This is a genomic window from Streptomyces sp. NPDC102467 (genome assembly GCF_044765445.1).
Classification (GTDB): domain Bacteria; phylum Actinomycetota; class Actinomycetes; order Streptomycetales; family Streptomycetaceae; genus Streptomyces.
The window spans coordinates 122275-136328 of the sequence record NZ_JBIWKA010000006.1; the positions used below are offsets into that span (position 1 = coordinate 122275).

The 14054-nt window shown below is 70.4% G+C and carries 10 protein-coding genes; 1 reads left to right on the top strand and 9 read right to left on the bottom strand.

Going from position 1 to position 14054, the window contains the following annotated elements; genetic code table 11:
* Position 1 precedes the first annotated feature (1 nt).
* Positions 2-1378, top strand: coding sequence for an OFA family MFS transporter (locus ACIREE_RS13785; RefSeq protein WP_404150663.1), 1377 nt, complete (start codon positions 2-4; stop codon positions 1376-1378).
* A 129-nt stretch (positions 1379-1507) separates the two neighbouring features.
* Here the strand turns inward: ACIREE_RS13785 and ACIREE_RS13790 are convergent, their stop codons facing one another.
* The 9 genes from ACIREE_RS13790 to ACIREE_RS13830 form a co-directional block, all read right to left on the bottom strand.
* Positions 1508-2695 (bottom strand): sugar phosphate isomerase/epimerase family protein, encoded by a 1188-nt coding sequence (locus ACIREE_RS13790; RefSeq protein WP_404150665.1) that lies wholly within the window; start codon positions 2693-2695, stop codon positions 1508-1510.
* 181 nt (positions 2696-2876) lie between these two features.
* Positions 2877-4262, bottom strand: coding sequence for a nucleotide pyrophosphatase/phosphodiesterase family protein (locus ACIREE_RS13795; protein ID WP_404150667.1), 1386 nt, complete (start codon positions 4260-4262; stop codon positions 2877-2879).
* The gene (gene eboE / locus ACIREE_RS13800; RefSeq protein WP_404150669.1) at positions 4259-5431 is read right to left on the bottom strand and encodes a metabolite traffic protein EboE; all 1173 of its coding nucleotides are present in this window, start codon (positions 5429-5431) and stop codon (positions 4259-4261) included. The genes ACIREE_RS13795 and eboE overlap by 4 nt, the downstream gene beginning before the upstream one ends.
* 3 nt (positions 5432-5434) lie before the next feature.
* On the bottom strand, positions 5435-6286 hold the full coding sequence (locus tag ACIREE_RS13805) for a TatD family hydrolase (RefSeq protein ID WP_404150671.1): 852 nt from the start codon (positions 6284-6286) through the stop codon (positions 5435-5437).
* A complete protein-coding gene (locus tag ACIREE_RS13810) occupies positions 6286-6933 on the bottom strand; it encodes an EboA domain-containing protein (protein ID WP_404150673.1) in 648 nt (215 codons plus the stop codon). Before ACIREE_RS13810 ends, ACIREE_RS13805 begins: the two co-directional genes overlap by 1 nt.
* Positions 6930-7850 carry a sugar phosphate isomerase/epimerase family protein gene (locus ACIREE_RS13815; RefSeq protein ID WP_404150675.1) on the bottom strand — a complete coding sequence of 307 codons (921 nt, stop codon included), beginning with the start codon at positions 7848-7850 and terminating at the stop codon, positions 6930-6932. Before ACIREE_RS13815 ends, ACIREE_RS13810 begins: the two co-directional genes overlap by 4 nt.
* Positions 7847-8881 carry an SCO3242 family prenyltransferase gene (locus ACIREE_RS13820; RefSeq protein ID WP_404150676.1) on the bottom strand — a complete coding sequence of 345 codons (1035 nt, stop codon included), beginning with the start codon at positions 8879-8881 and terminating at the stop codon, positions 7847-7849. The genes ACIREE_RS13815 and ACIREE_RS13820 overlap by 4 nt, the downstream gene beginning before the upstream one ends.
* Positions 8878-10038: an inositol-3-phosphate synthase gene (locus tag ACIREE_RS13825; RefSeq protein WP_404150678.1), complete on the bottom strand. Its 1161-nt coding sequence runs from the start codon at positions 10036-10038 to the stop codon at positions 8878-8880. The genes ACIREE_RS13820 and ACIREE_RS13825 overlap by 4 nt, the downstream gene beginning before the upstream one ends.
* Positions 10039-10161: 123 nt before the next feature.
* A complete protein-coding gene (locus tag ACIREE_RS13830; RefSeq protein ID WP_404150680.1) occupies positions 10162-13884 on the bottom strand; it encodes a ThuA domain-containing protein in 3723 nt (1240 codons plus the stop codon).
* Between the last annotated feature and the right edge of the window lie 170 nt (positions 13885-14054).

Here is a 14054-nt window from a genome sequence, read left to right on the forward strand (position 1 = left end):
TATGACGGCGGAGCCCATCGCCACAGGCAGTACTGCACCGGCCACCGGCACAAGATTCCGAGAGATGACCGACGAGAACGGCCGCGTCTATCGCATCGGCGAGACGGACCGCGACATCCTCGGCCATTCCCGTAAGTTCATGGTGTATCTGCCATGGCTCGCGATGATGGCCATCAGCGTGTCCGAGTACGCGTACGGCTCGGCGGAGGACACCCTGTCCAGCGCCCACGGCTGGTCGCAGTCGAACACCTTCTGGATCCTGAGCATCTGGGTGTTCTTCCAGGCCGGTATCGCCTTCCCGGCCGGGTGGCTGCGGGAGAAGGGGATCCTGACCGCCAAGAGGGCGACGATGATCGGCGCCTTCATGTGCATGCTGGGATTTCTCGCGCTGTCCCACTTCCACAATGTGTGGCTGGCGATCCTTGGATTCGGCGTCATCGGCGGACTGGGCTCCGGCCTCGTCTACGCGACCTGTATCAACATGGTCGGCAAATGGTTCCCGGAGCGTAAGGGCGGCAAGACCGGATTCGTCAACGGCGGCTTCGCCTACGGGTCGTTGCCGTTCATCTTCATCTTCAACTACGGCTTCGACACGTCGAACTACCACCGGGTGCTCGACATGATCGGCGTGTACGTCCTGGTCGTCGTTCTGGTCTGCGCCTTCTTCTTCAGGGATCCGCCGAAGAACTGGTGGCCGGCCGCGATCGACCCGCTGGACAGGACCGGATCGGGCAAGAGCGAGAAGAGCCTCGCCAAGAATCCGCCCGCGGTACGTCAGTTCACGCCCAAAGAAGCGATCCGGACCGGCATGCTGCCGCTGATGTGGCTGAGTCTGGTACTGACGGCCGGAGTGTCGATCTTCGGCATTTCCTTCCAGGTGGACTTCGCCAAGGAAGTCGGTTTCGGCCCCTTGGTCGCGGCGTCCTCGATGGGCGTGATGGCGGTCATCAACGGTGTCGGCCGTGCCGTCGTCGGCTGGTTGTCGGACATCATGGGCCGCAAGCCGAGCCTCGTCTTCGTGATCGTCGTCCTCGGACTCGCCCAGTTCGGCGTGATCTGGGCGGGCGACATCCGCAGCGAGTGGCTGTTCCTGGTCTTCGCCTTCCTGTCGGGCTTCGGCGGCGGCGCCTTCTACCCGATGTTCGCGGCGCTGACCCCGGACTACTTCGGTGAGAACTACAACGCCACCAACTACGGGCTCGTCTACAGCGGCAAGCTCGTCAGCGGCCTCTTCGGCGGCGGGCTCGGCTCGATGGTGGTCGCCGCGTGGGGCTACAACGGGGCATACGCGCTGGCCGGCGGGATCTCCATGCTCGCGGCGGCGGTCGCGCTGCTGCTGCGCCAACCGGGAAGGGAGCGGGACGCGACCGCGCTGTGAGCAGCAGTAAGTACTGGTGAGGATGGAGAGGGGCCCGGCCTGGTGGCCGGGCCCCTCTCCTTGCGCTCGATGCTCGGTGCGCACGAGGCTCTGTACGCACGAGGCTCTGTGAGCTCGGTGCTCGTACGGTCAGCGCTTCTTGCGCAGCGCCGCCAGGTTGTCGTACCCGATCTTCGCGTACTTCAGGGACTGGCCGAGGTCCGTGTCGCTGGGCGCGTTGTCCTGCTCGACCATGGGGTTGCGGTAGTTCTTCTCGCCGACCCGGCTGAAGAAGGTGCGGTAGTCGATGACGCCCTCACCGAAGACCCCCATGTCGTAGCCCTCCCCGCTCGTCTCGTTGCGGGTGCCGTCCTTGGCGTGGAACAGGGGGTAGCGCTTGTTGTTGCGGACGACGAGCCCGGCCGGATCGAAGACCTTCTCCCGCTGGGAGCCGTCGTGCGCGGTGTACGTGTGGAACTTGTACTGCGCGACGTGCGCCCAGAAGATGTCCATCTCGAGCCAGACCGTCCTCGGGTCGGTGCCCTTGAGGAAGTACTCCAGTTTGCGGATGCCGGAGCTGCGGGTCGGGCGGCCCTGCGCGTCGAGCGGGCCGCCGTCGAGCAGGAATCCGTAGGCCGCGTCGTGGTTGTGGGTGTAGAGCTTGATGCCGGCCTTGTGGGCGATGGCGCCGAGGGCGTTCCACTTGTCGGCGGCCACGTCCCAGTCCGCCTTGTAGGAGCTGTTGGTGGGGTCGCCACCGGTGCCCATGTGGTCCATGCCGAGGATGTTGGCGATTTCCAGGTGCTTCTTGAACGTGTCGATGTCGGCCTGGCTGAGCGGCCATGACGACGGGATGAAGCCATGGTTGCCCTGGGCGCGCAGGCCGTACTGGTCGAGCCAGGAGCGGAGCAGCTTGGCCCCGGCGACGGACTCGAGGTTGGCGCCGCCGGGAGCGTTGGCGTGCTGGCCGTACCCCGCGAACTCGACCTGCTTGTACCCGTGACGGGCCAGTTCCTTGAACACTTCGCGGAAGCCGGAGGGCAGATCGGTGGCGAGCGGGTCGCGGCCGGTCGCGTCCCGCACGGTGTAGAGGATGATGCCGCGCTTGTTCGCGGGCACGAGTTCGCTGCCACGGCCGTGCCCGCCGTGGCCGTGGTCATGGCCGTGCCCGCCACCGCCACCGGTCTGGGATTGGGCGAAGGACGGCGCGGCGCCGAACACGGGCGCGGCGATCGCACCCGCGGCGACGGCGGTGCAGGTGCTGAGGAAGCGGCGGCGGTTGATGCCGAGACGCTGTCTGAGAGCGTCGTCGGCGGGGGTGTCCTGGAAGTCGGTCACGGGTGCCTCTCTTCGACGTGCGGGTGGATGGGGCAGGTCGAGCGGGTCAAGCGGATCGATCAGATCGAGCGGATCGAGCGGCGAGAAAGATTTGGTGGATACCGCTGGCGTGTCGTCAGTGATGCATGCTTCACTCTCTGTAACTGGTCCTGGTCAGGCGCGGGTTGAGCCGAGGTGCGGCTCAGCTCAGGCCTGCCAGGTCGAGGAGGAGCGATTTCACTGCGGTGGCCGGGACACGGCCGGGAAATGCATGGGGGGTGGAGCTGATGATGAGCGGACCTTCGTCGTCGCTCGTGGGGAGGCGGCCGTGGCTGCCGCGAATAGGTGAGGGGTCGAGCGGCACGACCGCCATGCGGTAGCGCAGGCCGAGCTTCTTGCGGGCGAGCGCGCCCGCGGCCTTGACCTTGACGTAGGGGTCACGGGGGTCCATGAACAGCTCGACCGGGTCGTAGCCGGGTTTGCGGTGGATCTCGACGAGCTGCGCGAAGTCGGGCGCGCGGGCGTCGTCGAGCCAGTAGTAGTACGTGAACCAGGCGTCGGGTTCCGCGATCGCGACGAGTTCGCCGGAGCGCGGGTGGTCGAGGTGCTGCTCCTTCTTGCCCTCGTCGTCGAGGAGTCGCTCGATGCCGGGCAGGTCGGCGAGAGCGGCACGAGTGGCGTCGAGGTCCTCGGGGCGGCGCACGTAGATGTGGGCGATCTGGTGGTCGGCCACGGCGAACGCCCGTGAGGTCATCGGGTCGAGGTACTCCATGCCGTCCTGCGTGTGCACTTCGAGGAGGCCGGCGCGGCGCAGGGCCCGGTTGATGTCGACGGGGCGGTCGGCGCGCGTGATGCCGTACTCGGAGAGGGCGACGACGGTGCGTCCCTCGGCGCGCGCGTCGTCGAGGAGCGGGGCGAGGGCCGTGTCGAGTTCGGCGGCGGCCCGGTGGGCGCGGGGGTCGTCGGGGCCGAAGCGCTGCAGGTCGTAGTCGAGGTGAGGGAGGTAGCACAGAGTGAGGTCGGGGTGCCGGGTCGCCATGACGTGGCGGGTGGCGTCGATGATCCATTGGCTGGAGACGATGTCGGCGCCGGGTCCCCAGAAGTGGAAGAGGGGGAACGTGCCGAGCTTGTCGGTGAGTTCGTCGTGCAGGGCCGGGGGCCGGGTGTAGCAGTCGGGTTCCTTGCGGCCGTCGGCGTAGTAGACGGGGCGGGGGGTGATCGTGATGTCGGTGTCGGCGCCCATGGCGTACCACCAGCAGATGTTGGCGACCGTGTAGCCGGGGTGGGCGCGACGGGCGGCGTCCCAGATCTTGTCGCCGGAGACGAGGCCGTTGTGCTGGCGCCACAGCAGGACGTCGCCGAGTTCGCGGAAGTACCAGCCGTTGCCGACGATGCCGTGCTCGGACGGCGGTGTGCCGGTCAGGAACGTGGACTGTGCGGCGCAGGTGACGGCGGGCAGGACGGTGCCGAGAGGCGCGCGGGAGCCGGACTGGCCGAGGGACTTGAGGTGCGGCATGTGGTCGAGGAGACGGGGGGTGAGGCCGACGACGTCGAGGACGAGGAGCGGGGTGGGGCGAGTGTCCGTCATGGCAGCTCCTTGAGGCCGAGGTCGGTCAACAGATCGCGAGCGAGGGCGAGTTCGGCGGCGATGCCGTCGGCGAGCTGGGTCCTTGCCCGGGGGCGCAGTGCGGGCGGCAGGGCCTGCCAGGTGTACGTCTCGACTTCGAGGTGGTGGGTGAGCGGGTGCGCGCCGCCGACGAGGCGGGTCAGCGTGTCCTTGAGGACGGGGAGCGTGGAGGTGAGCGGAGCGGCGGGGGCCGCGTGCAGCGGGACGTGGAAGTGGGCGCGCCAGGGCGAGGCGTCCGGCAGGGCGGCGCCGTCGAGGGCGGGGCCGAGGTCGTCGGTGCCGTGCAGGCCGTCGGCGGTGACCGTGCGGGTCTGATGCAGGAAGCGGGGCTCGTCGAAGGCGGCGAGGGCCTCGCGGACTTCGGGGAGATGGGGGTGTTCGGCATGCAGGGCGGCGGAGAGCTGCGATTTGACGACGGGGACGTGGGCGGCGGCGAGGCCGTCGAGCGCTGTCCCGGGGTCTTCGAAGGAGGTGGCGAGGTGGCAGGTGTCGAGGCAGAGACCGATGCGGTCGGGCCGAGCGACGGCGGAGAGCGGGGCAATGGCGTCGGCGGTGGTCTCGACGGTGCAGCCGGGCTCGGGTTCCAGGCCGATGCGGATGGACTTGCCGGTCAACTCCGCAAGGGCGTCGAGGCGTTCGGCGAGGGTGACCAGGGCGGTGCGGGCGGCGTCGGCGCTCCGCTCGTCGTAGGCGGTACGCCAGGCGAGCGGCAGGGTGGAGATGGTGCCTTCGGTGACGTCGACCGGAAGCAGCGCGGCAAGCAGGCGGGCCAGGTCGCTGGTGTGGGCGAGGCGGGCGGGGTCGGCCCAGTCCGGCTTGTAGACGCGGTACTTGACCTCTTCGGCGCCGAACCCTTCGTAGGGGAAGCCGTTGAGTGTGACGACTTCGAGGCCGCGCCGGTCGAGTTCCGCGCGCAGGCCGCGCAGTGCCGCCGGGTCGGTGGTCAGGGTGCGGGCGGCGTTCTTGGCGAGCCACAGGCCGATGCCGAGGCGGTCGCGGCCGAGGCGTCGGCGGACGGGCTCGCAGTGGTCGCGGAGCTGGGCGAGGACTCCGTCGAGGGTTTCGGCGGGGTGGACGTTCGTGCAGTACGCGAGGTGGACGGTGGACCCGTCGGGGTGGCGGAAGCGCATGTGTCACGCCCCTCCGCGCAGGATGGAGTTGCCCTCGTGGGTCGCTTCCCGCGAGGGGGGCGCGTCGAGTTGGAGGCGGCCGCTCAGTCCGTAGAAGGCGACCGGGTTGCGCCACAGGACCTGGTCCACGTCGTCGTCGGTGAAGCCGGCGGCGAGCATCGCGTCGGCGACCTTGCGGGTCTTGAGCGGGTCGCTCTTTCCCCAGTCGGCCGCCGAGTTGACGAGGACCTTCTCGGATCCGTAGGAGCGCAGGATCTCGACCATGCGGTCCTCGTCCATCTTGGTGTCGGGATAGACGGAGAAGCCGAGCCAGCTCCCGGCGTCCTTGGCCTCTTTGACCGTGGTCTCGTTGAGGTGGTCGACCAGGACGTGCTCGACGGGCAGCGCCGACTCGCGGACCACGTCGAGGGTGCGGCGCAGGCCGGTGAGTTTGTCGCGGTGCGGGGTGTGGACGAGCGCGGGCAGTTCGTGGTCGGCGGCCAGCTGCAGCTGTGCGGCCAGCGCGGTGTCCTCGGCGGGGGTCATGGAGTCGTAGCCGATCTCGCCGACGGCGACGACGTTGTCCTTGACGAGGTAGCGCGGCAGGGCGTCCAGGACGGGTGTGCAGCGCGGGTCGTTGGCCTCTTTGGGGTTGAGGGCGATCGTGCAGTGGTGCGCGATGCCGTACTGGGCGGCGCGGAAGGGTTCCCAGCCGAGGAGCGCGTCGAAGTAGTCGAAGAAGGAGGCGGGCGAGGTGCGGGGCTGGCCGAGCCAGAAGGCGGGTTCGACGAGGGCGCGGACCCCGGCCGCGTACATGGCCTGGTAGTCGTCGGTGGTGCGCGACGTCATGTGGATGTGGGGATCGAAGATGCGCATCAGGACTCCTCCTTCGCGGGTGCCGTCAGGGTCAGCACGCGGTGCAGGTCCTCGGGGACGGTGCGGCCCGCGGCGGTGCGCTCCTCGGCGAAGTCACCGAGCATGCGGGCGAGTTCGGCGTCGCCGTGGGCGCGTCGCCGCAGTTCGGCGACGGCGTCGACACGGACGCCGGTGAACAGGCACTTCAGGACGGCGTGCCGCCAGTCGTGGGCGGGCAGGTGCTCGGCGGCGTACGGGCCGACGGCAGCGGCGACGAGACGGGTGTCGTTGGTGCGCAGCGCGTCCTCGACGAGCGGCAGCCCTTCGGGGCCCGGCACGAGGTGGGGCAGCGCCTCCAGTACGGCGCGGCGTTCGGCAGCGGTGCCCTGCGCGTACAGGCGGGTGAGGGTGTCCGTGTCGGCGCGGGCCGCGTGCAGCAGGAGGACGCGGGTGGCGTCGGCGTGGTCCTGGCCGGAGCGGCGGCCGGCCTCCGCGAACCTCAATTCCCATACAGGCGGCGTCTTCTCACCGGCGTCACCCGGGCTACTGGGACTACCGGTGTACGCCGCGGCTTCGGCCAGGGCCTGGTCGAGCCAGGCGCGGGCGGCTCCCGTCAGGGTGGTGTCGAGGTGGGCGCGGAGTGCCGCGACGGTGGCGGGCCGGGTCATGCGCTGCCTCCTCGTGCTGCTGTTCGGAGGAACTCCAGGGAGCGTGCGGCCAATTGGGGTCCTGCGTGGGAGTGACGGGGCAGTTCGACCACGGTCAGGCCCTGGTAGCCGGTGGCGGCGAGCGCGTCGAGCACGGGCGGGAAGTCGATCTCACCGTCGCCGAACGGCAGGTGCTCGTGGACGCCGCGGCGCATGTCCTCGATCTGGACGTGCCGCAGCCAGGGCGCCGCCGCGCGCACGCAGTCGGCCGGTGACTCCGGTTCCAGGCACTGACAGTGACCGATGTCGAGGGTGAGACCGAGGGCGTCGGGGTTGCCGAGGGCGTGGCGCAGCCGGTGGAAGTCGGCGAGCGTGGCCAGGAGGTGGCCGGGTTCCGGCTCGATGGCGAGGGGGACGCCGGCGTCGGTGGCGGCCGTTACGACGGTGCCGAGTCCGTCGGCGAGGTGCTTCCAGGCGGTGTCCGGGTCGGTGCCGTCGGGGGTGATCCCGCTGAAGCAGTGCACCGCGTGGGCGCCCAGGTCGGCGGCGACCTGGACGGCGCGCAGGAGCAGCCGGGTGCGGGCGGCGCGGGCGTCCGGGTCGGGGTCGAGGAGGGAGGGGCCGTGTTTGCGGCGCGGGTCGAGGACGTAGCGGGCGCCGGTCTCGATGGTGGCCGTGAGCCGGTGGCGCTCCAGGGCGCGGCCGACCTGGCGGGTGCGTTCGGCGAGATCCGGGGTCAGCGGGTCCAGGTGCATGTGGTCGAGCGTGAGACCCACGCCGTCGTAGCCGAGGTCGGCGAGGAGGGCCAGGGCGTCGTCGAGCCGGAGATCGGTGAGGCCGTTGGTGCCGTAGCCCCAACGCGGGGCGCTCCGCTCGGCGGTACCCGAAGTGTTGCTCGGGGCGCTGCGCTGCGGGTGCGGATCCGGGTGCGGGCTCACGTGACGCTCACCTTCTTCGCGAAGCGGCGGGCGAGCGGGGCGAGGGCGGCGGTGGCCAGAGCCGGTCCTGGCGCCCCCGCGCGTGCGGCGAGGGCGGCCTGGAGCGGGATCATGGCGCGGATTCCGGCGCCGACGGCTCGCTGGGTCAGAGGCGGGGACGGGTTGAGGACGGCGTGGAGAAGGGGGCGGACGGTGGTCGCGGCGTATGCGGTGGGACCCGGCAGGCCGAGGGCGGCTGCTGCGCCTCGGCCTGCCGGGAGCTTGAGGAGGTGCCTGGTCAGAACGGCGGTGGTGGCCAGGGCCGCGGCGGGAGCGAGGGGTGCGCCGCCGGTCGTCTCGTTGCGGGACACCGTGGTCACGGCGGCGGTGTGGACCGCCAGGGCCAGGGCCGCGGGAGCGGCTGCTGCCAGCCCGCCCGGGGCGGGCCGCAGGACACCACAGGCGCCGACGGTTCCGGTCGCGCCCTGTGAACCGGCTGCGCGCAGCAACGGGCTAAGTCGCCCGGCCCCGGGTGCCGCCGCTCCGGACCGCCCGCTCGGCCCGGATCGCTCGACCGCATCGGCACCGGGCCCGGCCGCTTGCGAACCGGCCGCGCCCATGAGGACGTCCAGGCCTCGGGCCGCGCCCATGGCCAGCGGTCCTGCCGGGGTTCGTTTCAGGCCCAGGTCGTACGCCCAGACCGTGGCCGCGAGGGCCGTGCCGAGCAGGCCCGCGGTGCGGCTCGCGCGAAACGCCAGGCCCACGCCGGCTCCGGTGAAGGCGACCGCGGCGGTCAGGGCCGAGCCCGGGCGGACACGGCCCGAGGGGATCGGGCGGTGGGGGCGGTCGACGGCGTCCTCGGCGCGGTCCGCCCAGTCGTTGAGGGCCATGCCCGCCTCGTACAGGCACAGCGAGGAGCCGATGGTGAGGAGGGTGCCGCGGCCGGGGCGGGCACCGAGCGCGGCCGCGCCCGCGAGGGCGTCGCCGGGGACGGTGAACAGGGCGGGCAGGCGCAGGAGTTCGGCCCAGGCGCGCCGTCGTCCGCCGCTCATCGTGGGTCTCCGAGCCGCTGGGCGAAGTCCACCAGTGCGGCGAACTGCTCGCCGAGCGCCGCCGGCGCGTCGCCGTCCGGATCCTTGAAGTAGAAGCCCAGCTCCGGGCGCGGGCCGGTCAGTCCGACGTCGGCGGCGCGCAGCAGCAACCGGGCCAGGTCGAGGACGAGAGGCGCGGCGAGGGCCGAGTCGCAGCCCTGCCAGGTGGTCTGGAGGACCATGCGGGCGCCGAGGAAGCCGTCGAAGGCGATGTGGTCCCAGGCCGTCTTCCAGTCGCCGAGCGCGGGCACGTCGTCGATGTGCACCTCGCCCTGGGGCGCGGCGCCGAGGGTGTCGGCGAGGACGCGTTCCTTGCCGGCGTTCTTCGCGGCGGCCGCGGCGGGGTCGGCAAGGGCGGCACCGTCGCCGCCGCCGAGCAGGTTGGTGCCGGACCAGGCGCGCACGGCGAGGGCGCGTTGCAGGAACATCGGGCCGAGTACGGAGCGCAGCAGGGTCTGCCCGGTCTTGCCGTCGCGGCCCGCGTAAGGGACGGACGCGGCGGCGGCCGTGGCCGTCAGAGCCGGGTGGTGGAGGCCCGTGGAGGGGGTGAAGTTGACGTAGGGGCAGCCGGCGCGGAGGGCGGCGGCGGCGTAGAGCGAGCTGGCCGGGAGCGGCCCGTCGGCGGACGGTGCCGGTTCGGTCGAGGCGACGTTCACGACGACGGCGCCCGCCAGGCCCTGGGCATGTACGAAGTCACGTATGTCGGTGGCGAACGATGCGATCAGCTCGTCCTGCGTGCGGTCGTCGTCGTGGCCCGGCAGCGGGCCGCCGGGTCTGATCTCCCGGTCGGCGGCGGCCAGTTCGGCGGCCACCGCGGAGGGCAGGCCGTGCGGCAGGACGCCGCCGGCGGCGAGGTGTTCGGCGCGTTTGGGCAGCGGGCAGTCGAGGGTGTCGTGGCCGCCGAAGACGAGCGACGACAACGTTGGCAGACCCGCGTCGGCGAAGGGGGCGGTCTCGGTGACCATGCCGGTCGGCGGGTGCAGGCCCGCGGCGACGGCGGCGCAGCCGGCGATCGCGGTGGTGGCGACGGAGCCGCGTGCTCCGACGAGCCAGACACCGAAGCGGGGAGAGGACGGCGGAGTGGGGGACGGAGTGGGGAAGGACGGTTCGGCGGACATGGGCAGCCTCCTTGTCGAACACGAACCGGGGGGGATGTGCGCGCTACGGGGATGAGCGACGCCGCCGGAGTGTGCTGGGCAAGACGGCGGGCGGAGGTCCGGCGTCCTCCGCCCGCCGCCGTTCTAGTTGCCCGCGGTGGGCAGTTCCTTGAGTTGGATGTTGCGGTAGGAGACCTGGTCGTCGGCACCGTGGTTCTGGATGCCGATGTAGCCGTCGGTCAGGCTCCGCTCGGGGTCCTTGTTGGTGAAGTCGTTGATCTTGACTCCGTTGAGGAACACCTGGAGGCGTTCGCCCTGGACCTTGATCTCGTAGGAGTTCCACTGGCCCGGCGGCCGCAGGACCTGGTCACGGGCCTTGATGTTCGCCGCCTTGAACGTGTAGATCGAACCCGTGGTGCGGTCCGTCGCGTCGGTGGCGTCGATCTGGATCTCGTAGCCCTTGTTCACCGCGGACCAGGGGTCGTCGGAGGCGGGGAAGCCCACGAAGACGCCGGAGTTGTCGTCGCCCTGCATCTTCCAGTCGAGCTTGAGCGAGTACGACTTCAGCTCCTTGGCCTGGTACCAGAGCAGGCCCATGCCGCCCTCGGTCTCCAGGGCGCCGTCCTTGACGTTGAACTTGCCGGGTCCTGCCTGCGTCCACCCGTCGAGGGACTGGCCGTTGAAGATCGGCCGGTAGTCCTTGTTCGGCGTGCAGTCCGCCTTGACCTGACCGCTGGCGTACTTCAGGCCGCCGAGCAGGTGGGCGCGGTAGGCGTCGTCCGCGTAGGACTCCTTCGTGTGGCCGAGGCCGGTGTAGAAGGAGCGGCCGCCGCCGTAGCTCTGGCACCAGGCGATCGGGTGGTCGCCCTTCATGTTGCCGCCCTGGTACGTCGTCTCGTCGAGGGAGGCGAGGACGTGCACCTTGTCGCGCGGGTTGGTGCGGTAGTTGTACAGCTCGTCGGTGCGCTCCCAGGCCTGGCCGAGGTGCGCGGTGGCCGGGTTGGCGGAGTCCTCGACGCGCACGGTGGCCTTCTGGATGGCCGGGTGCGAGTCGAAGTAGGCGCCGACGAGACCGCCGTAGTACGACCAGTCGTACTCGGTGTCGGCGGCGGCGTGGACGCCCATGTAGCCGCCGCCCTTGGCGATGAACTCCTCGAACGCCTTCTGCTGGGTGTCGTTGAGGACGTCACCCGTGGTCGACATGAAGACGACCGCGTCGTAGCGGGCGAGGTTGTTGGTGGTGAACTGGTCGGCGGACTCGGTGGCGTCGACGGTGATGTTGCTGGTCGCGCCGAGTTCCTTCAGGGCCGCGATGCCCTCGGGGATCGCGTCGTGGCGGAAGCCGGCCGTCTTGGAGAAGACGAGGACTCGCTTGGCACCCTTCACGGGGGCGTCGCTGCTGATCTCGAAGTCGTCGACGTCGTAGAGCGCGCCGTCACCGCCCTTGAAGACGAGATAGAGGTCCGTCGTCTTCTTGGGGACGTTCTTCAGCGGGACGTCGACGTTCTGGAAGGTCTCCCAGCTGCCGGTGACGGGGACCGGGGCGGAGCCGAGCAGGGTGCCCGTCGCCGATCCGGTGCGCACCTCCAGGAAGCCGCCCGCGCCGCCGGAGGAGATCCGGGCGGTGAGCTTCTTGGCTCCGGTGAGGTTGTAGGGCGTGAAGGAGATCCAGTCGCCGTCCTGGATGTCGCCGACGGTGCGGCCGCCGTTGGCCTCGGTCTTGCTCTGCAGCGTGGTGCCCTGCTGCTTGGTGTAGTGCTCGGCCTGGCGGTGGCGCGGCTGGAGCTGGACCTGGTCGTGGCTGGTGAGCGCGGCCTGACCGCCCCCGCCGCCGTCGGTGTACTCGGCGTCGAGCACGCCGTAGATGTTGGCGTTCGGGTCGTGCTCGGCGTCGGCGGGCGCGGTGATGGTGCCTTCGCAACCGTTGGCCGAGGTGATCGCGTGGGCGTGGTTGTCGTGGCCGAGGAGGTAGCGCACGGTGACCTTGGAGCAGTCGATCGTGCCGTCCTCCGGGTCACTCACCGCGACCTTGAAGGGAATGGTGTCGCCGAACTTGAACAGCGAGCCGTTCGCCGGGTTCTGGAACTTCACCGTCGGGGCGGTGTTGCCGACGACGACGCGGACGTTGGCGGAGCCGGTCCGCCCGGTGCCGTCGTCACCCGTCACCGTCACCACGTACGTGCCGTCCTTGCGGTACGTGTGGCTGGGGTTGGCGCCGGTGCCCTTGGTGCCGTCACCGAAGTCCCAGCTGTACGTGATGGGGTCGTCGTCCGCGTCGGTGCCGGTCGCCGTGAAGGTGGTGCGCAGCGGCGACTGGCCGGAGGTCTTGGTGGCCTTGGCCTCGACGATCGGCGAGTGGCCGCCGGTGGCGTTCTCGATGCGGTACAGCGCCGAGTGCTCGTCGCCGCCGAACCAGGAGAGGCCGTAGTCGAGGACGTAGAGCGCGCCGTCGGGGCCGAAGGCGCTGTCCATGACCTGGGTGCCGGACCACGGGAAGTCGTTGATCTTCGAGACGTTTCCGGAGCCGTCCTGCTCGATCCGCTTGATCCACTGGCGGCCGAACTCGGTGGCGAAGAAGTCACCGTCGTACTCCTCGGGGAACTTCACCGGGGAGTCGAGGTTCGCGTCGTAGTGGTAGACCGGTCCTGCCATCGGCGACTCGGAGCCGGTGCCGAACTCGGGCACGGAGCCGTTGTCGTACGGGATCCAGGCGGGCTGGGCCGGGGGCAGGTCGGTGATGCCGGTGTTGTTCGGCGACGTGTTCTTCGGCGCGTCGCAGTCGAAGGACGCGCCGGACACCTTCGTGCCGAAGTCGTAGTCGACGTAGGCGTCGTTCTTGCCTGTGCAGTAGGGCCAGCCGAAGTTGCCCGCCTTGTTGACCTTGGCGAACTCGACCTGGCCCGCCGGTCCCCGCTTGGGGTCGGCGGCGCCGGCGTCCGGGCCGTAGTCACCTACGTAGACGGTGCCGGTGGGCTTGTCGACGCTGATGCGGAACGGGTTGCGGAAGCCCATCGCGTAGATCTCGGGGCGGGTCTTCTCGGTGCCCGGCGCGAAGAGGTTGCCCTCCGGGATGTCGTACGTGCCGTCCGCCTTGACCTTGATGCGGAGCACCTTGCCGCGCAGGTCGTTGGTGTTGCCCGCGCTGCGCTGGGCGTCGAAGGCGGGGTTGCGGCTCGCCTGCTCGTCCAGCGGGCTGTAGCCGTCGGAGGCGAAGGGGTTGGTGTCGTCGCCGGTCGACAGGTACAGGTTGCCGTCGGCGTCGAAGTCGATGTCGCCGCCGACGTGGCAGCAGGTGCCGCGGGAGGTCTTGACCTCGAGGACGTTCTTCTCGCTGGCCTTGTCGAGGGTGCCGTCCTCCTTGAGGACGAAGCGGGCCAGGCGGTTCACGCCGTCGAACGGGGCGAAGTCGGCAGCGGTGCCGTTCTCGGGGGCGTCACCGGCCGGGGTGTTCAGCGGCGGCGCGTAGTAGAGGTAGATGAACCGGTTGTCCTTGAATCCGGGGTCGATTCCGACGCCCTGGAGGCCTTCCTCGTCGTGGTCGTACACGTCGAGCTTGCCGGCGACGGAGGTGCTGCCGCCCGCGTCGGTCACCCGCAGCGTGCCGTCGCGCGAGGTGTGCAGGACGCTGCGGTCCGGCAGGACGGCCAGCGACATCGGCTCGCCGGTCTCGTCCGCGCCCTTGGCGAGGGTGACCTGCTGGAAGTCGGATTCGGCGGCGGGCGCGTCCGGCTCCGGGTGGGCACTCGCCGTGCCCGGCACGGACAGTGCCAGGGTCGAGCCGACCAGCACGGAGCCGGTGAGCAGGGCGAGGGTGGTGCGGAATCTGGAGCGCCTGGTGGTACTGCTGGTGTTTCTGCTTCTGTGCACGAAGTCCCTCCGGGAACGGGGTGGGCCGTACGGAATGGATGCGAAGACGTGCGGTGCGGGCGCCGGGGTGCGCCGTCACCCCGGAGGTACGTGTGACCTGAACATTTCAGCGACACTGCAGGGACGGTAGCCGCGTTTGTACGGGCCGAACACCCCTTGCGTCAGTACTA